Source organism: Streptomyces sp. NPDC005017 (assembly GCF_042873115.1).
Lineage (GTDB): Bacteria > Actinomycetota > Actinomycetes > Streptomycetales > Streptomycetaceae > Streptomyces.
Genome location: NZ_JBIALD010000038.1, coordinates 1 through 22627 on the forward strand (window position 1 = coordinate 1; position 22627 = coordinate 22627).

Genomic DNA, 22627 nt, shown 5'->3' on the forward strand with positions numbered 1-22627 from the left:
AACAGCGTCCACAGTTCGTCCGGCACCAACCGCTCCACTAGATCAGTCATGCACGGCTCAACGAGCGAGCACGCCATTAGAAACGGCGTCTAAGAACGACGGCTGGGTCACGTTCCACCCGGGCCTGGTGCGCAACATGGTGCCCCAGATCAGCACGAGTGACGACCGAGTGTCAGAGCGTCAGGTCCTTGCCGCACTCGCCAGGTACCTCAAGTGGTGGGACGTCGAGGAACTGGCTGCGCCGGGTGAGGAGTCCGCCGATCGCCGGCGCTACCCCGTCAAGGCGGACTCCCTCGGACACGCGGGGCGCTTGGGGGAGGCCGGCGCAGTCCAGGTCGTCGACGCGAGCTTCACCATCACCTGCCCCGGCCGTGATGTCTACGGCAGTGTGACCACCTGGTTCGGCGACAGAGGTGCGTCCCTGGCTTGCGGCGTGGAGCCCCGCACCGAAGAGCCCTGGATCCAGGAAGCCTACCGACTGGCGTGCGGCTCGCTCAGCACCTGACGGGTTGAAACTAACTGGTCAGGAGCGGTCTGCTGCTGGCCGCCCTCCGGCCATCGGCGGGCCCCCTCGCCTCAAGCCCCTGCACTTGGAGGAGTCCGCATGAAACGATAGCCGGCCTTCGGCAGCGCCTCCCGCCTGCTCTTCCTCTTCGGATTCCTGCTCACGGGCCTTTACGTCACTGATCTCGCGACGGGCGGCAAGGGTCCCCGGCTCGTCGGCCGGCACCACACGCGAAAAGCCGGGTGCCACGGCGCCCCTGACACCCGTCACCTGCTTCACCAGATGTAGCCGTACGGTCACCGGGCTGGGGCGACCGGTGACCGTACGAGCGGACGACACTGTTACTGCACGTCGACGTAGTCGCCGGTGGCGTTGACCGCCGGGGTGACCGAGTTGCCTGCGTAGGAGTACCGGTAGTAGCCGTCGGCCGTTGCGGTCACGAGGGCCCTGAGAGTGCCGGTGCTGCTGGTCGTGACGGTTCTGAGCGTGGTGTACGAGGTGCTCGACCTCGTGCGGAACTGCAGCTTGACGGACTGCCCGGCGTAGCCCGCGTACTTGTGGGCGTCCCAGTTCGCGCGGGAGAGCGCGCCGGTGACCGTGACAGTCCTGCCCTTCTTCACCGGCTCGGGAGCGGCGTTGACGGTGAGCCGGGCCGCCCGCTGGATCTTGACCGTGGTGTAGGTGTCGTCCACGGTCTGTACGCGGTTCTTGGAGAAGGCCCAGGCGGAGACGTGCCAGCTGCCCGCGAGCGAGTTGGACACCGAGTTGCCGTATCCCCTGGTATCTGCCATGACCTGGAGCGAGAAGGTGCAGGTGGTCGTCGTGGTGCTGACGACGGTGCACTTCGTCTCGCCCACGATGTCGATCTGGCCCTTTGACTGGCTGGGGGAACTGCCGTACCACAGGTACAGCCCGGTCGAGATGACGCCGGAGGGGTCCGAGCCGGTCACGGACGCGGTGAAGGTCGTAGCAGCGCTCGGACCGACCACGATGTTCCTGCCCGCGTTGACGACCACCTTGGTGATCGTCGGCCCCGTCGCAGCCTGCGCGCCCGGGACGGTGAGAGCGCCCAGAGCCAGAGTGGTGCAGGTCGTCACGGCGGCCGCAGTGACAAATCTGTGCATGTGGTTCCTCAGGTGTAGGGGCCTGTCGCAAGGAAGGCCTCGGGCAGGCCCGCGACAGCGGGCGAGCGTGGAGACTCCGTGATCAGACCGACTGCACGGATGAATGGTTGTACGCCTCATTGACAGTGGCTGCACTGGCTTGCCGAGACATGCTGATGGGCAGCCCCGGCCGTCGTCCCGGGGGAGATATCCCGCGCGCCCGGCCCCCCACGGGCCCCATGCCGACGAGGCAGCCGGATGACCCGGTCGGCGGCCGCTGGCCTTTCCGCCTGGGATGCCGACTTCCGGGTCGACGACGAGGACTACTTCGTCTACGGCGACGCCCAGGACCCGGTCTCGCTGCGGCCCGAGTACCTGCCGCACACCTTGAAGATCAGTCATACACGGGAAGCCACGGACGTCTATCTTCTCAACCCGTGCGTGGTCACCGCCGACGGTGAGTGGGAAGCCTGGTACGCCGCCCACTGGCTGCCCGGCGCGGTCCGCTACCGGTCCTTCGAGGATCTGATGAACAACGCCTACAGAAGCTAAACGGCAGCAGTTCCGCGAGGAGCTGCGGCTCAGGCGGCCGAGTGGTTCGCCCACGGCGAGGCGAGCTCGGTGATCGCGAAGGACCTGCGGGTCAGTGTCCGGTCGGTACAGCGGTGGCGGCAGATATGGGACGAGGACGGTCCGCAGCCCCTGCGGTCGCAGGGGCCTATGCCGCTTCCGAGGCTGAGCGGGAACCGGTTCGCGCAGCTGGGAGCAGAGCTGGTGCCAGGGGGCCTGCCACGCATGGCTGGGAAGCCGGCGGTGCTTCGTGAGGGCTGCGCGGGCCGGTTCCTCGAGGGCGGCGAAGTCGGATCCGCCGTCGGCGCAGACGCCGGGATCGCAGCCGGCCCGCGCAGCCTTGCAGGCGTTCTCCGGTAGCCCGCCCGTTTTGGGGTTACCGTACGTCGACGTAGTCGCCGGGGGCGTTGGCGGGGCCGGTGGTGGTGTTGCCGGGGTAGCTGTAGCGCCAGTAGCCGTCACGCGTGGCGGTGACGGTGGTCTTCAAATAGCCGGTTGAGCTGGCGGTGACGGTCCTGACGGTGGTGTAGGTGCCGGTGGGGGTGCGGAACTGCAGGCGTACGGGCTGGCCGGCGTAGCGGTGGTAGGCGGAGTCGTCCCAGCTGACGCGGCTGAGGGCGCCGGTGACGGTGATCGGTCTGCCCTTGGCCACGGGCTCGGGGGCGGCGTTGGCGGTCAGTTTCGCGCTGCGGAGCACGCTGACGGACGCCGCTGCCTTGCGGTGGTAGTCGCCGTCCTTGGCCGTCGCGTTGACGTGGAGGCGCCAGGTTCCGGCGTCGGCGTTGTGCAGCCAGCCTTCGCCCATGACGAACCCGAAGGTGCACCGTGTGGTGGTCCCGTCAACCGCCGTGCACACGGGGCTGCTCGGCGCTGCCAGGCCGGCCGTCGGTGCGGTGCTGGGACCCCGGTACAGCCAGGCGTCGATGTAGTCGATGCCGTCCGGGTCACTGGCCGTGACGGACACGGGGAAGGACGCCTGTGCGGCAGTGCCGATCACGAGAGCCCTGCCGCCGTTGACGGACGCGGAGAGTATCTGCGTGTCGCCCAGGCGGGTCTCTGCGCCAGCCGCCGGTGCGCTCAGGCACAGGATCGTGAGTGAGGCGACGACAGTCGCGGCGGCACGCTTGCCCATGTGTAACCCCTCAGATGAAACGCACGGCCCTGAGCTAAATGATCAGGGAGAACCGAAGCAGCGGGGCGATGCTAGCCGCCGCGCGGCCGACCATCGGGCGGTGGAACTTCGTCTCGCCAGGCGGCCGCGGCCAGCCGGGGTGGAGTTCGCTCGTTTGCATCGACGACGAGGGAGCCGGGTGTCAGCTGCCGACAAGGCGGATGCATGCGGACGTTGGTTTCTATGCTGAGGTACCGGCGCGTCCTCTGAGTGCGCCGGGGCCCGCTCCCCGGCGGACCTTTGTGTTTGCTGTGACGAAGATCGGTAATGGTTGTATGGAACATCGGCGATTCTTTTCACAGCTGACCTGCCGTCACGCTTCGTTCATACAAGCGCCTACTTGGGCTGATTCCTTCCCCTTGATCGTTTCCTTACCCGATCCCTAACCTGCCTCAACTTATACATTTTCGCGGGTAGTTGGGGTTTGGACTATGAGAGTGGGGGAGTACCGGCGCCGCTGGCGGCGGCCGGTCTCAGGTGCGATGGGGGCCGTTGTGTCGGCGGCCGTGATCGCCGGCGTGCTGGGCGGTAGCACAGCGGCGGCAGGTTCGGATGAGGGGGGCGGTGGTGCTGACACGGGCATCGGCGGGACCTCCACCGTGTCGGCGACGGACGAGGCCAAGGGTTTGTCGTCCTGGGAGGACGACGGCCTTCCGGCGGAGTCGGTTGAGCAGAAGGCCTCCCGCCAGGCCGTCGCAACCGGTCAGCGGGTCGCGGTGGCGAGCTGGACGACGGAGACGAACCAGGTCTTCGCGAACCCGGACGGCACGTTCACCGCGGAGTCCTCCGCGGTGGTCGAGCGGGTCCGCAAGAACGGCGTGTGGACGCCGGTGGACACCACTTTGGTGCAGCAGGCCGACGGCTCTCTGGAGCCCAAGGCCGCGCACGATGTGGCCCTGTCGGGCGGCGGCAGCGAGGAGCCGCTGGTGCGGTTCCAGCGCGACGGCCGTGCCTACGAAGTGTTCTCGCCGTGGCCGCTCCCGAAGCCTGAACTGGACGGCTCGCACGCCGTCTACAGGCAGGTGCGCCCGGATGTGGACCTGGTGGTGCAGGTTCTGCCGGACGGATTCACGCAGAACCTGGTAGTGCACACGCCCGAGGCCGCGGCCGCGCTGGGCACGATCGACTACCCGGTGCGCACCGAGGGGCTCGAGGTTCGCACCAGCGGCGGTGTCACCGCACTGGTCGACGACGGCGGCCGGCCCGCGTTCGTCAGCGCCTCACCGCTGATGTGGGACTCCGGCCCCGCGGCCGCCCCGACCGGCCCCACGACCATGATGGGCTCGACCGGCTCAGCGGATGACGCCGACACCTCCGCTGACGTCGACCCGGTCGAGGCAGTCACCCCGGACGCCCAGTCCCGCACGGCCGTTGCGGACGCCACCCTGACCGCCGACCAGCTGACGGTGGTGCCGGACCAGGACTTCCTCAACCACCCCGACACCTCCTACCCGGTCGTGATCGACCCGCCGACGGTGTCCGCCAAGCTCACCGGCTGGACCACGCTGTGGTCGAACCTTTCCACGACCTCGTTCTGGGGCACCAGCCACGCACTCGGCGTCGGCTACGACGCGTACGTGGACAACAAGAAGTCCCGCTCGCTGTTCCAGTTCGACACCCGGGCGGTAGCCGGCAAGAAGATACTGGACGCCGACTTCTCGGCGTACGAGATCTGGTCGGCCAACTGCACTAAGCAGGACATCCAGCTGTGGCGCACGTCCACGATCAGCTCGGCCCGCACGTGGTCGAGCCAGCCGTCGTGGCAGGCGCTGGTGGACACCGTGTCTGCCGCCAAGGGCTTCTCCTCCTCCTGCCCGGACGGCTCGGTGGAATTCGACGCCACCGCCGCCGTGACGTACACGGCCAAGGCCAAGAGCACCACCACCACCCTGGGACTGCGCGCCTCGGAGACCGATCCGCTGGCGTGGAAGCAGTTCATGTCCCCCAAGGACGACCGCATCTCGGCCGAGCGCATGCCGAAGCTGTCGATCACCTATGTGACCGTCCCGACGGCCGCGCCGTCCTACGTCAAGATCGCCGATCCGAACACCTCGTGCTCGGCCTCCAGCTCCGCCCCCTACATCCGGGACACCACCCCGCGGTTCACCGCCACCCCCACCTCCGCTGACGGCTCGCAGGCCGTGCTGCGCCCGGACTTCGAGCTGTACACCGGCAGCAGCACGTCTCCCACGCCCCACCGGCCTTCGACGTGGACAGCCAGCGGAACCGCCGGCACCTGGCAGCCGACCCTGGCCAACCAGCAGACGTATCACTTCCGCGCCCGTACTCAGTACAAGGTCACCTACGGCGGGACCACAGAGTACGTGTATGGGCCCTGGTCGGCGTTCTGCTACTTCAAGATCGACAGCCTCGGGCCGCCTCAGCCCACCGTGACGTCCGTGAACAACGTCTACCCGGAGTGTGCGGGAGAGACCTGCGACGGATCACCGGAGGCCGGCAGTGTCGGTTTGACCGGCCAGTTCAAGATCACCGTTGGTGCTACGGACGTACGCCGCTACATCGTCCAGCTGAACGGCATCACGATCGACGACAAGACTTACAGCGCGAACACGAACAGCCACACTGTTTCCGTAACGCCCACCAAGCGGCTGACGAACTGGCTGCGTGTGTGGGCCTATGACGCCGCAGGCAACCGGGGGACAACCAAGGACTACCTGTTCAACGTCGCCAAGCCGGCGGAGCCGGTTGCGGCGTGGCAGCTTAACGAGAACACCGGCACCACCGCGGCCAACTCCCAGGACACAAGCCACCCGCTTGCCTTGGACACCGCGTCGTGGGCTGCGAAGGGCCGTAACGGGGCCGCTTGGCAGGGAACGGGCACCAGCTACGCAGCCACTTCCAGCAAGGTCGTCGACACGACGGGCAGCTTCTCCGTCTCCGCCTGGGCGAGGTTGTCGCGAACCGATCTGATGAGCACGATCGCCAACCAGAACGGCGTCAACGTCGGTGCGTTCGCGCTGTACTACTCCCCCTCGGTCGGGAAGTGGGTGTTCAACCGCTACGACCAGGACGCTTCATCCGGTGTCACGATCGTGCGGGCGACGTCCACGACGTCGCCGGTGGTCGGGGCGTGGACGCACCTGCTGGCCACCTATGACCGGCAGGCACAAGAGATGCGCCTCTATGTCAATGGCCGCCTGGAGGCCTCCGCCTCCTACACCACGCCGTGGGCGGCGAACGGCCCCTTCGAGATCGGCCGGATGAAGGGCACAGCCGGCCCGGCCGCCTACTTCAGCGGCGACCTGGACCACATCCAGGCCTACAACCGGGTGGTCTACCAGGACGAACTGGTCTCGCTGGTCAACATCGAGGACCCGGCCACCGGTCAGCCGCGACCGGAACTGCTCGCCCACTGGACCATGGACGACACCTCCGGGACGACGACCGTCGCCGACGGCACCGGCCGTGGCCACACCGCCACTCTGCAGCCCGGCGCCACCTTCACCACGACCGACGACTACGGCCACGGCAACGTCGTCAAACTCCACGAGCCGTCCGGCGGCCACCTCACCGCCACCGTCCCCGTGGACGAGTCCGGCAGCTTCACCGTTGCCGGCTGGGTCAACCTGGACACCCAGAGCCTGGAAGACACCACGCGGGCCTACGCACCCACCGTGTTCGCCCACCCCGGCGGACAGCGCAACTCCTACCGCCTGTGGTACGCACAGTCGGCAGGACAGTCCGCCGGCACCTGGAACTTCGGAACCTACGAAACCGACGTCCTCGGCGGCCCCGGCGCCACCATTGCCTCCGACGAGGTAAACCCACCCGGCGGCTGGGTCCACGTCGTCGGCGTGTACGACTCGGCCAACCAGTCGGCCAAGCTGTACATCACCGGTGAACGACAGGGCGCCGAAGAAGGCGTCCTGGTCGACAAGCTCTTCCAGCCCACGGGTTCGCTGATGATGGGCTACGGCCGCCGCCACGACAACGGCGCTTGGGGTTACGGGCTGCCCGGCCTGCTGGACGACATGCGCGTCTACGCCGGCGTGCTGTCCGATCAGGACATCACTCAGCTGTCGCTGTCCGACGAGCCGCCGATCGACATCGGCTGACCGACACCTCACACCCGCTGCACCCTCGTGGGGTGCAGCGGTGATCCCTTGCGGTGTGCCGGGCCGTTCCCGGCCTGGCACACCGTTTCGTTTGACGACTGAAGGAACCCCACTGTGAACAGGCGCAGATTCGCGCTGTCCTCGTGGTCATGGCAGCGTGCGGGCAGGCGCAGACTGACAGCGGTCAGTCTGCCTGTCACTGCAGCCGTGATCGCTACCCTGCTCGGTGCCGCCCCCGCCCAGGAGGCCGCCGGCCGCAGCCACACGAAGCTGCCCGAGCCGGAGTACGGCAGGGCGGCCGTCTTCAAGGCCAAGGCCGACAAGAGCACCGACCCGGCCGTCGCAGCTGCAGCCAGGACCCGCAAGCAGGCCGCAGCCAAACCCCTCTGGCCCACCCCCGGCTCCGCCACCGTCGAAATCTCCACAGCCGCAGGCCGCATGGCCCAAGCGAGCAGCCTGCCGGTGAGTCTGGCCGCCCCCGCCGAGTCCCGGACCACCGCCAAGGCCAAGGCGAAGCCGGCCTCGGCTGGGCGGGCCCCCTCCCGGGCCAAGGTGACCGTCGCCGACCGCAGGCTGGCGGGCAAGCTGGGCATCGAGGGCCTGGTGCTGTCCGTACAGCGTGCCGACGGCAGAACCGCTCCCTCCAGCCTGTCGCTGAGCGTGGACTACAGCGGTTTCGCGAACGCCTACGGTGGCGCCTGGGCCTCGCGCCTGCGCGCCGTCGAACTGCCCGCATGCGCGCTGACCACGCCCGGCAAGCCGCAGTGCCGCACCACCAGGGTCCTGCCCACCAGCAACGACACCGCCGACGGCACCCTCACCACGCAGGTCACCACCCGCCAGGCCACCAGCGCGGCCGCGACGACCACGGTCGTGGCGCTGGCCGCGGGAGCCTCCTCCGACCAGGGCAGCTACACGGCCACCCCGCTGTCGGTGTCCTCCACCTGGGCGGGCGGCGGTTCCAACGGCGACTTCACCTGGTCCTACCCCATGGACGCGGTCCCCGCCCCGGCCGGGTCGAGCCCGTCTGTGTCGCTGGGCTATTCCGCGCAGAGTGTCGACGGACGCACCTCCGCGACTTCCGGCCAGCCGTCCTGGGTGGGAGAGGGTTTCGATGTACCGAATTCGTACATCGAGCGCTCCTACGCCTCCTGCGACGACGACGGCCAGAACGACAAGATGGACTTGTGCTGGAAGGAGCACAACGCCTCGGTCGTCCTGAACGGCAAGTCCAGCCCGCTGATCAAGGACGCGAACGGCTGGCACCTGAAGAACGACGACGGTGAGAAGGTCACCCTCGCCACCGGCGCGGTCAACGGCGACGACGGCGACACCGGCACCGGCGGCGACCAGGGCGAGCACTGGACCATCACCGCAACGGATGGCACCCAGTACGTGTTCGGCAAGAACCGCCTGCCCGGCTGGTCCGACCACGGCACCGCCGCCGACGACCCGGTCACCAACTCCGTCTGGGTCGTTCCCGTCTTCGGCGACGACACCGGCGAGCCCGGCTACTCCGCCGGCACCAGCTTCGCCAACCGGGCCAAGCTCCAGGCCTGGCGCTGGAACCTCGACTACGTCGTCGACCCGCACGGCAACGTCACCAGCTACTGGTACTCCAAGGAAGGCAACTACTACGCCAAGAACGCCTCCACCGGCAACGGCACCTACTACCACCGCGGCGGCTGGCTGAACCGCATCGACTACGGCCAGCGCTCCGACTCCGTCTACACCAAGCCCCCGGCCGCGCGTGTGAAGTTCAGCGTCGCCGAACGGTGCCTGCCCGTCACGGGCGGGGAAACCTGTGCCACGTTGTCCGAGACGAACAAGGCCGCCTGGCCCGATGTGCCGTTCGACCAGATCTGTGCCGCCAGCACCGTGTGCACCGACCGTAACGCGCCGTCGTTCTTCACCCGCAAGCGGCTGACCGACGTCACCACGCAGGTGTACAAGGGCACTGGCACCGGCGTGGACACCGACTACCGCGACGTCAACGCCTGGCACATGGAGCACTCCTTCCCCGATCCGGGCGACGGCTCCGCGGCGGGCCTGTGGCTGAAGAGCATCCAGCACACCGGCAAGTCGGGTGCCACCCCCATCACCCTGCCTGCCGTCACCTTCACCGGCGTCCAGATGCACAACCGTGTCGACAAGACCGGCGACGACGTCGTGCCCTACATCAAATGGCGCGTGCGCGAGGTCAAGTCCGAGACCGGCTCGGTGATGACGGTCAACTACTCCGCCCCCGAGTGCATCGCCGACACCAACCTGCCCACCGCACTCGACAAGAACACCAAGCGCTGCTACCCCGTCAAGTGGATCCCGCCGACCAACCCCACCGGTGGCACGGACCCGCAGCCGCGCACCGACTTCTTCCACAAGTACGTCGTCACCCAGGTCACCGAGTCCGACCCCACCGGCGGCGCCCCCCTGAAGGAGACCAACTACACCTACACCGGCGGCGGCGCCTGGGCGTACGACGACCAATCGCCCATCTCGCTGGCGAAGTACCGCACCTGGGGCATCTGGCGCGGCTACAACACCGTCACCACCACCACCGGCGAAGCCTCCGGCACCCGCTCCAAGACCACCTCCCTGTACTACCGCGGCATGCACGGCGACAAGCAGGCCGACGGCACCACCCGCAGCGAGACGATCACCGACTCGCAAGGTGTGGCCCAGACCGACTCCGAACAGTTCGCCGGCCAGCTCCGCGAGCAGATCAGCTACAACGGCACCACCGGCCCTGAGGTCACCGCCACGGTCACCACACCGTTCTCGGTGAAGAAGTCCAGCGACACCCACTCCTACGGCACCGTCAACGGCTACCTGGTCCGCACCGGCACCCAAGCCAGGCGCACCCGCCTGAACAGCGGCAGCACGATCACGACCACCACGGCCACCACCTACGACACCAAGAGCGGCCTGCCGCTGACGGTCGAGACGGATGCTGGCGGAGCCAAGGACTGCACCCGCACCTGGTACGCCACCAACGACACCGCGTGGATGCTGACCTACCCCAAGCGGGTCGAGAAGGTCTCCGCCGGCTGCACCGCACCCACCAGCCGCACCAACGACCCCAACACCACCGACCTGGTCTCCGACACCCGCATCTCCTACGACGGCCAGGCCTACGCGACAGCCCCGACCAAGGGCGACGCCACCCGCACCGAACGCCTCACCGGCTACAACCCCGACGCCAGCGGCAGCTACCAGACCGTCACCACCGCCGGATACGACACGCTCGGCCGCCCGACGGACACCTGGAACACCAAGGGCACCAGAACCAAGCATATCGACTACACCCCGGCCACCGGCGGCCCCGTCACTCAGACCGTGACCACCAACGCCGCCGGCCACACCGCCACCGCCCAGCACGCCCCCGACTGGGGAGTGGACCTCGCCCGCACCGACGCCAACGGAAACCGCACCGAACTCGCCTACGACGCCCTCGGCCGCCTCACCGACGTCTGGCTGGCCGACCGCGACCGTGCGGCCGGACAGACCCCCAACCACAAGTTCGAATACAAGGTGCAAGCCAGCGCAGCCTCCTGGGTCGCCACCAAGTCCCTGAACAACGACGGCACCACTTACCTCACCCAGTACGCCATCTACGACGCACTGCTGCGCCCGCGACAGGTTCAGGTGCCCGCCGCCAGCGGCACCGGCCGGGTGATCTCCCAGACCAAGTACGACACCCGCGGTCTCGCCGTCGAAACCGCCGCACAGTTCATCGACACCACCGCCCCTGGCGGAACGCTGCAGAACCTGGCCACCGCCGCTCCGGCCGGAACCGAGACCACCTACGACGGCGCGGGCCGCCCCACGGTGAACAAGATCCTCGTCAACGGCCAGGAGCACTCCCGCACCACCACCACCTACGACGGCAACGCGACCACCGTTGTGCCCCCCGACGGCGCCCCCGCGGTGCGCGAGGAGTACGACGCCCGCGGCCGCCTGGCCGAGAAGCGCGAGTACAACGGCAACACCGTCAGCACCGACTACGCCAAGTTCGACTACTTCTACGACCACGCCGACCGCCTGAAGATCGTCAAGGACACCGACGGCAACACCTGGTCCTACCGCTACGACTTCCTCGGCCGCCAGACCAGCGCCTCCGACCCCGACGCCGGTGACTCAACCACCACCTACAACGACCTCGACCAGGTCGTGGCTGCCACCGACGCCCGCAACAAGACCGTCGGCTACACCTACGACGACCTCGGCCGCCAGACCGCCCGCACCGACGGCGCCGTCCCCGTCGTCAACGGCGTACCCATCCCGTCCGACGCACAGATCCTGGCCCGCTGGTCCTACGACACCATCGCCAAGGGCCAGCTGACCTCCAGCATCCGCTACGTCGGCGGCAAGACCGGCGACGTCTACGCCCTCACCAACGCCGCCTACGACAAGCTCTACCGTGTGCTGAAAGAGCAGTACACGATCAGCACCAAGGAAGGCGCCCTCGCCGGCGCCGGTTACTACACCATCAACAACGCCTACAACCTCGACGGCACCCTGCAAAAGCGCACCATCCCCGCCATGGGAGGCCTCGCCGCCGAAACCCTCACCTACGGCTACACCCCCACCCGGCTCCCCGACACCCTCCAGGGCCTGACCGGCCTCGTCCAGAACACCGACTACCTCCCGGCCGGCGAGCACATCCGCACCACCCTGGGCGTGTCCACCACCGCCGACTGGACGGACGTCAACTACGCCTACGAAGACGGCACCCAGCGCCTGGCCCGCCAGACCGTCGTCTCCGAAACCCACCCCGGCACCGACGCCGACATCTACTACCGCTACGACAAAGCCGGCAACCCCACCGAGATCGACGACCGCTCCACCAGCCCCGGCGACAAGCAGTGCTTCGAGTACGACGGCCATCGCCGCCTGAAGACCGCCTGGACCGCCACCGGCGACTGCACCACCGCCCCCACCACCAGCACGACCGGCGGCCGCGCACCCTACTGGCAGAGCTTCACCTACGACTCGGCCGGCAACCGTAAGACCGCAACCGACCACCTCGCAACCGGAGGCCCCGCCACCACCGACTACACCTACAAGACCACCGGCCAGACCCGCCCGCACGCCCTGGACAACACGGTCACCAGCCTGGCCTCCGGCACCCGGACCAGCGACAGCTACACCTACTGGGAGAACGGAGCCACCAAGACCCGCAACCTCAACGGCACCACCCAGACCCTGGACTGGGACGTCGAAGGCGAACTGGAGAAGGTCACCGAAGCCAGCGGCTCCACCACCACCTTCCTCAACGACGGCGACGGCAACCGGCTCATCCGCCGCGACGCCACCGGCACCACCCTCTACCTCGCCGAGACCGAACTCCGCCTCGACAAGACCAGCGGCAACGTCACCGCCACCCGCTACTACACCCACGCGGGCCAGACCGTGGCGATGCGCACCCCCACCAGCCTGACGTGGCTGTCCACCGACCACCACGGCACCGCAGACATCCAGATCGACGCCACCACCCAGAGCCTCACCCGCCGCCCCACCGAGCCCTTCGGCGAGGACCGCGGCACCAAGCCCGCCACCTGGCGCGGCGAGAAGGGCTTCGTCGCAGGCACCGAAGACCCCACCGGCCTCACCCACCTCGGAGCCCGCGAGTACGACACCACCACCGGACGGTTCATCAGCGTCGACCCCATCGGCGACCTCAAAGACCCCCAGCAGATCAACGGCTACGCCTACAGCAACAACAACCCCGTCACAGGCAGTGACCCAAGTGGACTGTTCTGCGACGGGTGCGGTGCGAATGGCGAGGACACCGTATGGACCGCTGACAACGGACCCGGGTGCACCACGTCGAATTGCTACGGCGATGACGGTGAGGTCCTTTACTCCACGAGCGGAAGCTCTGGGAGCAAGAAGTCGGGGACTGGTGACAAGGACGGCACATCATCCAAGACGAGTAACGGCAAACAAAAGGGATCGAAGGACTGTGACTCGTGGGGCTTTCTGTCAAGTGTCTGCTCCGGCGTCGGTGAGGTGTTTTACGGTGTAGTCAGTAATGTGCCGCACACAGCCGAATACTTCGGTTGGCTCGTGGACGACGACTGCTGGAATGGCGGGGCGGGCGCACCAGGCTGTGACTACGGAACACAGTTCGATCAGTGGGTCGCGAGTCATGGCTACAACACAGAAAGTGGCGCCTATCAGATACCGAGCTTCGCTGCATCGATACTAGGTCACACACCTTTCCGCACCCGATCCCCAAACCGCACACGATTTCCGATAAGTGGCTGCGTTCGATGCTTCCTGGCTGGGACGGATGTCCTCATGGCCGACGGAACCACCAAGGACATCGAGGACATCGAAATCGGAGACGAGATAGAGGCCACTGACCCCGATACGGGGGAGTCGGGGTCCAGACGTGTCACAAGCCTCATTGTCACCGACGGTGACAAGCACTTCAACGAGCTTTCCATCGCAACAAGGGGCGGCATCGAGAAACTGACCGCCACTCACGAGCACCCGTTCTGGTCGCCGTCGGAACGGCGCTGGATCGACGCGGCAGACCTCGAAGCGGGCATGACCCTGCTCACGGACGCCGGGGCCACCGTCGTCGTGATCGCCAATCGCGCCTTCTCCCGGCCGGCCCGCACCTACAATCTCACCGTCGATGACCTTCACACGTACTATGTACTCGCGGGTAAAACGCCGGTACTGGTGCATAACAGTGGCCCCGGGTGTGGTTCGATTTGGATTGATAGAAATAGGCTCAACCATCACTTCAAGCACGCTGCCGACTTCGACTGGCCTACGACGGATACTCGGGTGAACAAGGAAGCCTATGCCCAGATGCTAGGGGAATTTACGCGGAACCCTGGTAATATCCGAATGAGTGGGACATTCAGGAAGCAGCCAGCCATCCACTACGTGGATATGCAGACCGGAAGGCATGTGTCAGTCGACCCAGATTCAGGAAAGATGCTCGGAGCCTGGAAGTCGAAAATAGGGACTGACCAGTTCTACTACCTGATGAGGGATGGTGTTCTGTGACGGCGAAGCTCGATCCTTATCTGGTCCTCGCCTCTGCTGTAGCGGAAGAGAGAATATCCCCGTCGGAATTCGAGGCTGTATTGCTTCCTCTGCACAAGCACTACGCCGAGTCGTTCGCTTCCGTCGAGGAATTTGAGCTTGCGGAGGAGCTGTTCCATGTAGCCTGTGACTATTGCGGGGAACAAGAAGAAATCGCAGGCGGCCTCCTTGGAGATGAAGAAGTCAGAGTCGCCGCAGGAATGATCGCCCAGAAGATGCGGCGTATTCTGGGTAGGTAATTCTCGGTGCAATTTCGCGCCCTTGACGGCAATGCTGACGGCAACGTGGCCGGACGCCGGTGGCCCCACGAGATCCTCGTCGGGCCATCGGCGTCGTGGGAGATGGCTCGGTGCTACTGGATGGCAGCCGCGCTGCCGGAGGGTGTCCGCGTTGAGGGTTGCCATGGGTGGCACGAACCTTCTTCACTTACGGGCGCCGCAGCGTCCGGGCTGCGCAAGAGGGTGGGCGATGCAGGGCCTGAGATGGGTGACGCGACGGGCGGGCAGATGGACGCGCAGGAGGTTGCCGTGGGCGGGCGGGTCCAGGACCGCGAGCTTCGTCAGCGCTGCGGCCAGCACCGAGTGGGCGGCCGATGGCGTCCCCTTGAGTGCAACGCCGGTGCGTTAGGGCTTGCAGATCATCAACCCGTAGCTTTGATCTCCGTGGTGATTCCGTGGCTGGTGGCGAGGTCGTGGAGGGCGTCCAGGTCGGGGAGTTGGTTTTCGGCAGGCTGGATGGTGTGGCCGGCAGCCTGGAGGAGTTGGCGGACGTCGCGGATGCGCCGGTTGATGGTGAAGGGTGTGACGCCGTAGAGCCGGGCGATGACGGTTTGCGGGAGACCGAGTCGCTGGTGGAGCAGGACGGCGAGGGTGAGGACAGGTCGGCGGCCGGTGGTGCCGTCGCCCTTGACGCGGGGGCGGTGGCCGCGTCGTTGGTCGAGCTGTCCCTCGCGCTGGGTGTCGTGGAGGGTCAGGAGCCGTGTGATCAGGGTGTCCCACTCTGCCGGGTCGAGCCCGGTGAACGCCGGATGCCGCAGCCAGGCGAGGTCGGGGCTGGGCCGGTCGAAGGGGTCCGGGGCTTCGTTGATCTCGGCGTAGGGTTCGGGCCGCAGCGTGTAGTTCCAGTCGCCGTGCCAGGCGTGCCGGTCCAGCGGCAATGCGTCCATCTGTCGGTCACCGACCCTCACACCGGTGGGGTAGGTGCCGGTGTCGAGATCGGCGTTCACGGTCAGCCCGGTGCGGGTGGTGGTCGCGGCGACGCTGTTCACGATGACTTCATGGCTGGTCAACGGTCTGCCGCGCCAGTTCATCGTGATGTGGGAGAACAGCCGGTGTTTGAACCGCCCCGGTTCGAATGGAGACTCGATTTCATGAAAGGATCGAGTCATGGCACGACCTTCCCGTTACCCGCTTGAGCTCCGCCGTCGTGCGGTGCGCATGGTCGCCGAGGTGCGCGACGATCACCCGAACGAGACGGCCGCTTTGCAGGCGGTGACCGAGAAGCTCGGCATCGGCTCCCGCGAGACGCTGCGGAACTGGGTGAAGCAGCACGAGATCGACGCGGGGCAGCGTCCGGGGACGACGACGGAGGAGTCCGCCCAGCTCAAAGCGTTGAAGAAGGAAAACGCCGAGCTGAAGCGGGCCAACGAGATCCTGAAGGCCGCGGCGAGTTTCTTCGCGGCCGAGCTCGACCGGCCACACACGCGCTCGTAGCGTTCATCGACGAGCACCGGGACCGCTTCGGCGGCGTCGAGCCGATCTGCAGAACCCTCACCGGGCACGACTGCAAGATCGCCCCTTCCACCTATTACGCCCACAAGAAACGCCTGGCTGCCCCGTCTGCCCGTGCCGTGCGGGACGCGGAACTCAAGGAGCTGATCCGCCAGGTCCACACCACCAACTACCGCGTCTACGGGGCCCGGAAAATCTGGCGGGAGCTGAGCCGGCAGGGCCACACGGTGGCTCGCTGCACCGTCGAACGGCTGATGCGCGAGCTGGGTATAGCCGGCGCAGTCCGCGGTAGAAGGGTCCTCACCACGATTCCGGACCAGCAGGCCGAGCTGGGTCGCGGATTTCACGCACGTGGCGACCTGGGCCGGGGTGGTCTACGTCGCCTTCGTGGTGGACACCTTCTCCCGCCGGATCGTCGGCTGGTCCGCCGCGACGTCGAAGGAGACCCAGCTCGTCCTGGACGCTCTGGAGATGGCACTGTGGCAGCGTGACCGCGATGAATATCCCTATGCTCGCGGCGAGTTGATACATCACAGCGATGCGGGCAGCCAGTACACCAGTTTCAAGCTGGCCGAACACCTGGACGCGGCCGGCATCGCCGCCTCGATCGGATCTGTCGGCGATGCGTACGACAACGTCCTGATGGAAAGCACGATCGGCCTGTTCAAGACGGAGTTGATCAAACCGCAGCGGCCCTGGAAGACCCTCTCCCAGGTTGAGCTCGCCACCGCCGAATGGATCGACTGGTACTGCCACCGACGACTCCACGGTGAGATAGGCCACGTCCCACCTGTCGAGTACGAGACCAACTACTACACGGAACTCACGAAACCCCAGGTCACAACCACAAGCTGACGTCTCTACCGAACCCAGGGCGGTTCATACTGACGTCGGGGCCGTCGTGGACATCCTGGGCGTCGAGTAGACGCTGGAGGTGTCGGAGTGCCGCGCGTCGCTCAATCCCTGATGCGTCGACGGTTGGTGGACAAGCGTGCTGTTCCGCGGAGGCGCCCGGTGGCTACTTGTTCTTGTCGGCGTCACCGGACCGTCGCCAGGCCGTACGGCATCTGCATCCCGAGTCTGCAGCATCCCGTGCAGCCTGACGCTCGAGCACAGTGGCATCAGGCAGTTGAGCACCTCGGGCCTGCGAGTGTTCAACGCAGCTCTCGCTCGAGAGTGGTTGTCAGGCGGAGGGCAGTGGCTCTGACTCGTCCCGCAGGGCAGCCTCAGCGATCTCCAGGGCGGTGTAGAAGACGGAGCGGCCTTGCTTGGCTCGCTGCCGACCGGGTCAGACGGCGCCGAGTTGGGGGGTGTGCCGACGCTGCATGGTTCCGAACACCTCGTCGAATGCGAGGGAGCGTCTCGTGGGCACCAGGTGGTAGGGGGAGCCTGAGCCGGCGGCGGGTTGCGGACCTGTGCGGCCCAGCATGAGGACGTCCAGGAGAGTGAACAGGTCTTCCTCGCTCAGCGTGGGCACGCCCAGCTGGTCATGGTCGGCGACTCCGCGCAGGCCATCTACCAGTGGCGGGGCGCCAAGGACGTCATGACCGGCTTCGACGGACCCAGCTTGCCCTGTCGCGGTCCTTCCGCTTCGGCCCGCTGCTGGCCGAAGAGGCCAACCGCTGGCTGCACATCGCCGGCGCCCCCCTCCGCCTCACAGGCACCGATGCGGTGCCCACCGAACTCGGTCCCCTCACCCGGCCCGACGCGGTGCTGTGCAGGACCAACGTCGGGGCCATGGCCCAGGCGATGGACCTGCTGGCCGCCGGACACCGGGTCGGGCTGGCCGGGGAAGGAGACAGCCTGCGCGCTCTGGCTCAGGCCGCCCGTGACCTGAAGGACGGCCGCCGCACCACCCACCCCGAACTGCTCCTGTTCCCCTCCTGGGGCGAACTGCAGGACTACGCCGCCCACGACCCGGCCGGACGTGACCTGCAGTCGTTCGTCGACCTGGTCGACACCCACGGCACGGACGCCATCCTGGCCGCGGTCGCCCAACTCGTCCCCGAACAGCAGGCCGAAGTCACCGTTTCCACCGCCCACAAAGCCAAGGGACGCGAATGGGCCAGAGTGAAAATCGCCGACGACTTCACCCCGCCCCAAGACAGCGACCAGCAGGATGACAACGGCCGCCCGGTGCCCGGTCCCATCGATGACGGCGAGGCCCGCCTCGCCTACGTCGCCGTCACCCGTACCCGCCACCGGCTTGACATCGGCGGCCTGTCCTGGATTCCGGACCATCCGGACGGCTCCCCTGGGTGACCAACGCGCATCGAGCCAGCGCTTCACGGTTGTGGGTGCCACCGTGGTCGTCGTGGGACGACCGACCTACCTGTGGGCCGGGGTGCCTGTGTCGAAGTCACGCGGCGACACGATGCAGTGCGAGTTTGGCGAGCATGACCTGGTTGGCTTCCCAGCCGTCGGGGAATTTGGCGGGCACGGACAGATGCACGGGGTCGGTCGAGGGGTGGCTGTCCAGGAGGTCGGCGATTCCTTCGCGGGTGACAACGATGCATGCCTGCCGGTGGCGGGAGGCGAGGACACACAGTCGTCCGGCTTCCAGGTGGAAGGCTGTGGCGTCTCGGCGGCCGGACAGCGGGTGCACGACGATGACGACTTCGAACTCGCGGCCCTGCAGCCGGTTCGCGGTGTCCACCGCCACGCCTGGCGCGTTGGGGTTGCCTGTCCGGGCCAGCGCGGTCCGGACCAAGTCGGCCTGGTCGCGGTGAGCGACGCCGATGGCGATGTCGCCGGGTTCCAGGGGCCGGCCGCCTGGGTGGCGTTCGCAGGTGGCGACCGCTCCGCGGCCCAGCAGCCGACCGGCGAGGTCGGCGGCGGTCTGGAGGGTCTCGGTGTCGGTTCGCGGGACGTGGCGGCGGGGCAGTTCGTGCAGTGCCCAGCCGGTGGTGAAGGCCTCCGCGAGGGTTTCGTCCAGGTCGGTGCGGGCGAGTCCGGCGGTGCGGAACTCCAGGGCACGCGTGTCGTCGCCAGTTCCGGAGGTGAAGGGGGTGAACGGGTAGAATGCCTGGGCGATGGTGGGTGCGGCCGAGAGCGGCAGGCGCCAGGACACCGGCAGCCGGTGTACGGGGATGTTCTGGTTGTGCTGCAGCATTACGCTGACGCCGTTCTGCGTGGGGTCGTGCGGCAGCCCGATCCAGCGCTCGGTACCGACGATCGTGAATGGGTCCAACTGGCCCGGGTCGCCGACGAACAGGCCTTGATCGAAGCGTTCGACGATCTGCAGCAGCATGTCCGAACGCATCTGGTAGGCCTCGTCCAGGATCGCCCAGCCGAACGTGGCGTCGCGGACGGTGGCCCACTTGGCTGCGGTGGCGACGATGATCCGGCAGCCGGCCAGGTCGGCCAGGGTGCGGCCGACGGTTGTGTTCGTCAGGGCATTCAGGACCGGCGGCGGGTTGTAGCCGGTGGCACTCAGCCGTCCGACGGCGATGCCGGGGTGCTCCCTTGCCAGACGTACGACCAGGTCGTCGACCTGGTTGTTGGTCTGGGCGACGACGATCGGGCGCTCGCCGCCTTCGGTGAGTTCCTGGGCGGCGCGGACCACCAGAGTGCTCTTGCCAGCGCCGGGCGGGGAGTCGACGATCACGGCCCTGTGACGCCTGTCGGCTATGTCTGTGAGGATCGCCTCGGTGGCAGCGGCAGCGGCCGTTGCAGGGTTGGGTGCGGCTGGTTCGGGCGTCGCGCTGGTGTCAGTCCTCATTGCCCCACTCCTCTGCGGCGGCGTCCTCGGGTATGACGGAGTCGGTGCCGCTCTCGTCGGCGGCACTGTGTGTCCACGGGGTGGCGTCGGAGGCCGGGAACTGCGGCGCTGGGCGCCATCCCGGATCGGGTAGGTAGGCGATGCGCTGGCCCAGTTCCGGGACGGTGCCCTGCTGCGGGACGCGGCTGCGTCCCATGCCGCCGGTGATCTCCACCATGACCCGTGTGGTGCCGCCGTCGGAGAGGACGGAGACGATCATGGCTTTGTGTCCGGCCGGCAGGGACGGGCTGATCAGCTTGGTGTCGGCGGCCAGGCGCACGGGATCCTCGGTGCGGACGGTGACGCGGGGCCGCGGCACACGCCTGTTTTTGTCCGTGGTGACCACTCGGCCAGGGTCGGCCTCCACGACCGTCCCGGCGAACGCCTCCCCGGCGCTGCGCCGATCGGCCAGCACGAACCGATCGTCGAACGCCATGTCGGACTCGAATTCGGCCAGCGCGTGCTCCAGCCAGCCCAGCCGCCGGGCCGCACCGATCGCGTTGTCCCGTTTGCGCTGCGGAAGGCCGTCGGAGTCCCGGTAGTCGGAGTACTTGGTGAAGGCCTTGCAGTCGCCTTCGAAGCGCTTGGCGGTCCGCGGTGCCTCGGGCACGGAGCGCAGCAGTGATATGGCCTGCCACACCATGCGCCAGGTGGGCTGGATCTGTCCCGCGATCAGTTCCCGCAGTTCGGTCTCGGCGGCGGCCAGCGCATGCGGGTCGCCGAGGGTGTGGGCCGTGTCGAACCTTCTGATCGCCGGGGCCAGGTCGCGGTTGTCGAACTCTGGGGAGGTCGACGGGCCCGCCGGCGGGCACACGTCCGGGTTCTCGGCATCGGCCATGGCCTGCTCGACGCTCAGGCCCGGCGGGGGAGCGATCCAGGCCATCAGGGAGGCGAGGTTCTGATCCTCGAGCGTGCTCTGGCCGGTCGCCCAGTGCTCGGTGAGCATTGCGGTGACGGGCAGCATCGTGGAGGTGCTGGCCTGTTCGGCCCTGTCGACCAGGAACGTCAGCCACATGCCGAACTCCGGTACGACGTCCGGCACCGCGTAGGGACCGGACGTCGCGCGGAAGCGGCACATGCGGCCCAGGTCGGCCAGGGCTTTGACACCGCCGGCGTTGGGCACCAGGATCTGAGGCGCGTCGGTGTACCGGGAACGCTCGCCTTCCCCGCGGCGGTCCTGGCGGAAGGAGTCGATGTAGTTCATCACGATCCGGCCGAGGTCGGCGGCGAACGCGAACCGCTGGTCGCGGTTGCGGGGCTGGGCCACGACGAGCAGGGTTCCGTTCCTCTTGGCGGAGCCGACCATGGCGGCCAGGGGAGCCCCGGCCTCTCCGGCCATGGCCAGCGGGACGATCACCAGTGGCCGGCCCGAGAGGTGCCAGTGCCGGAACTCGGTCCGGGGCACCGCCTGCATCGTCTCCATCGCCTGCACGTGTGCCAGCGCCGACAGCGTGCTCATGCCGCACCCCCGAGGTCTTCCAGTTCTGCGCGCAGCCGTGCGGCGTGCCGTAGGGCCGCGGCTATCTCCACCTGGTCCTCGCTCGGTGTCAGTTCTCCGCGTGCCAGTCCCATGACCATGGTCGTGGTGTCGATGCCGCCGAACTGCTCGCGCACTGCCGGCCCGAGGACATCCAGCGAGGCTTCCGCTCGGGCACGGGAGCGGCAGTAGAACGCCATCTCGCAGTGGCTCAGGCAGTCCGGTCGGTACGCCACGAGGACCTGATCCAGTGCCTCGGTCAGCTCCTCGGCCGGGCGCCGGGGCTGCTTGTTCTTGTCAGGGGTGGGGTCGAGATCGAAGGTGAGGTCCTCGGGGAGCAGGTCCACCAGGTCTCCGATGCGCTCGATGCGGGACAGCTGACGGGTCAGAGCGGCCACCTGCTTGCGGGCGTCGACGAACGCGCCGGTCGGCCGGTTGGTGAAGTCCTTCGGCGCGACCAGCACGATCGTGTCGGAGACGGCCTCCTCGCCGATGCCGGCCCGCCCGAGCAGGTCGCGCAGCGCGATGATGTATGCGCATGCCTGTGTGGTCGCCGCCCGTACCTGCGTGGAGTCTGCCTGGTCGTCGATGATCGGGAAGCTCTTGATCTCCACGACGTGGAAGCGCCCGTCGATGCGGAGGGCGACCAGGTCGGGCTCCAGGTACACCTTGTGCCCGCCGATCAGCAGGCGCAGCATCGGGTGGTCGAACAAGGTGGCGTAGCCCTCGCCCCGGGCGGCCTGCAGCAGGACCTCTTCGGTGCGCTCGTGGCGCTGCTTGGAGCGGCCGTCGCCGCCGACGTCGTTCAGGTCCTCGTAGCCCACCTCCGGCAGTGTCAGCTCCAGGGTCTCGCGCAGGACGCGCAGGAGCTCCGCGCAGCCGTTGTCTTTCACCATCGCCTCGAAGGCGTTGCCGCGGGTGATGGCGAAGGAGGACTGGCCGAAGGACGGGGGATGGCCGACGTGTGTGGCGATCGCGGCCTTGTCGGAGCCGGAGGCGTCCAGCAGGGCCCGCAGCGTGCAGCGCGGGTTGTTCTCCAGGGCCGCCAGCGACCTGGCGTTGTAGTCCAGGCGCTTCGCGGATCCGCGCAGTGCGTCGAGGCGGTCGTCGACTGGGTTTTTCACGGTCTCGTAGATCCTTGCGGAGGAGAAGGGGCTGCGGGGAGACGGG

At 67.6% G+C, this 22627-nt stretch carries 12 protein-coding genes and 3 pseudogenes; 8 read left to right on the forward strand and 7 right to left on the reverse strand.

The annotated features are described in order from the left end of the window. The first annotated feature begins 169 nt into the window (after nt 1-169). Nucleotides 170-505 (forward strand): hypothetical protein, encoded by a 336-nt coding sequence (locus ACFYR0_RS35310; RefSeq protein WP_389337646.1) that lies wholly within the window; start codon nt 170-172, stop codon nt 503-505. A gap of 341 nt (nt 506-846) precedes the next feature. Here the strand turns inward: ACFYR0_RS35310 and ACFYR0_RS35315 are convergent, their stop codons facing one another. Continuing rightward, nucleotides 847-1629, reverse strand: coding sequence for a DUF5707 domain-containing protein (locus ACFYR0_RS35315; RefSeq protein WP_389337649.1), 783 nt, complete (start codon nt 1627-1629; stop codon nt 847-849). A 237-nt stretch (nt 1630-1866) separates the two neighbouring features. Here ACFYR0_RS35315 and ACFYR0_RS35320 point away from each other — a divergent pair, with 237 nt between their 5' ends. Continuing rightward, complete coding sequence (locus tag ACFYR0_RS35320; protein ID WP_389337652.1) at nt 1867-2160, forward strand: hypothetical protein; 294 nt, start codon at nt 1867-1869, stop codon at nt 2158-2160. Between the two features lie 69 nt (nt 2161-2229). After that, nucleotides 2230-2538, forward strand: a complete 309-nt coding sequence (locus ACFYR0_RS35325) for a helix-turn-helix domain-containing protein (protein ID WP_389337655.1) — start codon at nt 2230-2232, stop codon at nt 2536-2538. Between the two features lie 16 nt (nt 2539-2554). Here the strand turns inward: ACFYR0_RS35325 and ACFYR0_RS35330 are convergent, their stop codons facing one another. After that, a complete protein-coding gene (locus tag ACFYR0_RS35330) occupies nt 2555-3310 on the reverse strand; it encodes a calcium-binding protein (protein WP_389337658.1) in 756 nt (251 codons plus the stop codon). Nucleotides 3311-3948: 638 nt separating this feature from the next. Here ACFYR0_RS35330 and ACFYR0_RS35335 point away from each other — a divergent pair. The 3 genes from ACFYR0_RS35335 (at nt 3949) to ACFYR0_RS35345 (ending at nt 14729) form a co-directional block, all read left to right on the forward strand. Next, nucleotides 3949-7425, forward strand: a complete 3477-nt coding sequence (locus ACFYR0_RS35335; protein WP_389337661.1) for a LamG-like jellyroll fold domain-containing protein — start codon at nt 3949-3951, stop codon at nt 7423-7425. A 438-nt stretch (nt 7426-7863) separates the two neighbouring features. Further along, nucleotides 7864-14451, forward strand: a complete 6588-nt coding sequence (locus ACFYR0_RS35340; protein ID WP_389337720.1) for a polymorphic toxin-type HINT domain-containing protein — start codon at nt 7864-7866, stop codon at nt 14449-14451. Then, on the forward strand, nt 14448-14729 hold the full coding sequence (locus ACFYR0_RS35345; protein ID WP_389337664.1) for a hypothetical protein: 282 nt from the start codon (nt 14448-14450) through the stop codon (nt 14727-14729). Before ACFYR0_RS35340 ends, ACFYR0_RS35345 begins: the two co-directional genes overlap by 4 nt. A gap of 401 nt (nt 14730-15130) precedes the next feature. Here the strand turns inward: ACFYR0_RS35345 and ACFYR0_RS35350 are convergent. Next, nucleotides 15131-15880 (reverse strand): annotated as a pseudogene (locus tag ACFYR0_RS35350) (ISAzo13 family transposase); the annotation flags it as partial. Here ACFYR0_RS35350 and ACFYR0_RS35355 point away from each other — a divergent pair. Continuing rightward, a pseudogene (locus tag ACFYR0_RS35355) lies at nt 15876-17075 on the forward strand (IS3 family transposase). The pseudogenes ACFYR0_RS35350 and ACFYR0_RS35355 overlap by 5 nt on opposite strands. Nucleotides 17076-17508: 433 nt before the next feature. Here the strand turns inward: ACFYR0_RS35355 and ACFYR0_RS35360 are convergent. Continuing rightward, a complete protein-coding gene (locus ACFYR0_RS35360; RefSeq protein ID WP_389337723.1) occupies nt 17509-17697 on the reverse strand; it encodes a hypothetical protein in 189 nt (62 codons plus the stop codon). On the opposite strand from ACFYR0_RS35360, the pseudogene ACFYR0_RS35365 reads away from it, so the two are divergent. After that, nucleotides 17668-18482 (forward strand): annotated as a pseudogene (locus ACFYR0_RS35365) (3'-5' exonuclease); the annotation flags it as partial. The gene ACFYR0_RS35360 and the pseudogene ACFYR0_RS35365 overlap by 30 nt on opposite strands. Before the next feature lie 97 nt (nt 18483-18579). Here the strand turns inward: ACFYR0_RS35365 and ACFYR0_RS35370 are convergent. The 3 genes from ACFYR0_RS35370 to ACFYR0_RS35380 are packed head-to-tail and all read right to left on the reverse strand — an operon-like array spanning nt 18580 to nt 22581. Beyond that, the gene (locus ACFYR0_RS35370) at nt 18580-19941 is read right to left on the reverse strand and encodes an AAA domain-containing protein (RefSeq protein WP_389337667.1); all 1362 of its coding nucleotides are present in this window, start codon (nt 19939-19941) and stop codon (nt 18580-18582) included. Further along, complete coding sequence (locus tag ACFYR0_RS35375) at nt 19931-21439, reverse strand: hypothetical protein (RefSeq protein ID WP_389337670.1); 1509 nt, start codon at nt 21437-21439, stop codon at nt 19931-19933. Before ACFYR0_RS35375 ends, ACFYR0_RS35370 begins: the two co-directional genes overlap by 11 nt. Continuing rightward, a complete protein-coding gene (locus ACFYR0_RS35380) occupies nt 21436-22581 on the reverse strand; it encodes a hypothetical protein (protein WP_389337673.1) in 1146 nt (381 codons plus the stop codon). The genes ACFYR0_RS35375 and ACFYR0_RS35380 overlap by 4 nt, the downstream gene beginning before the upstream one ends. Between the last annotated feature and the right edge of the window lie 46 nt (nt 22582-22627).

Excerpts from the sequence above, each read along its gene's own strand:
- ACFYR0_RS35375 (WP_389337670.1), bottom strand. The coding sequence starts at position 21,439 with ATGAGCACGCTGTCGGCGCTGGCACACGTGCAGGCGATGGAGACGATG.
- ACFYR0_RS35330 (WP_389337658.1), bottom strand. The coding sequence starts at position 3,310 with ATGGGCAAGCGTGCCGCCGCGACTGTCGTCGCCTCACTCACGATCCTG.
- ACFYR0_RS35320 (WP_389337652.1), top strand. The coding sequence starts at position 1,867 with ATGACCCGGTCGGCGGCCGCTGGCCTTTCCGCCTGGGATGCCGACTTC.
- ACFYR0_RS35315 (WP_389337649.1), bottom strand. The coding sequence starts at position 1,629 with ATGCACAGATTTGTCACTGCGGCCGCCGTGACGACCTGCACCACTCTG.
- ACFYR0_RS35340 (WP_389337720.1), top strand. The coding sequence starts at position 7,864 with ATGGCCCAAGCGAGCAGCCTGCCGGTGAGTCTGGCCGCCCCCGCCGAG.
- ACFYR0_RS35370 (WP_389337667.1), bottom strand. The coding sequence starts at position 19,941 with ATGAGGACTGACACCAGCGCGACGCCCGAACCAGCCGCACCCAACCCT.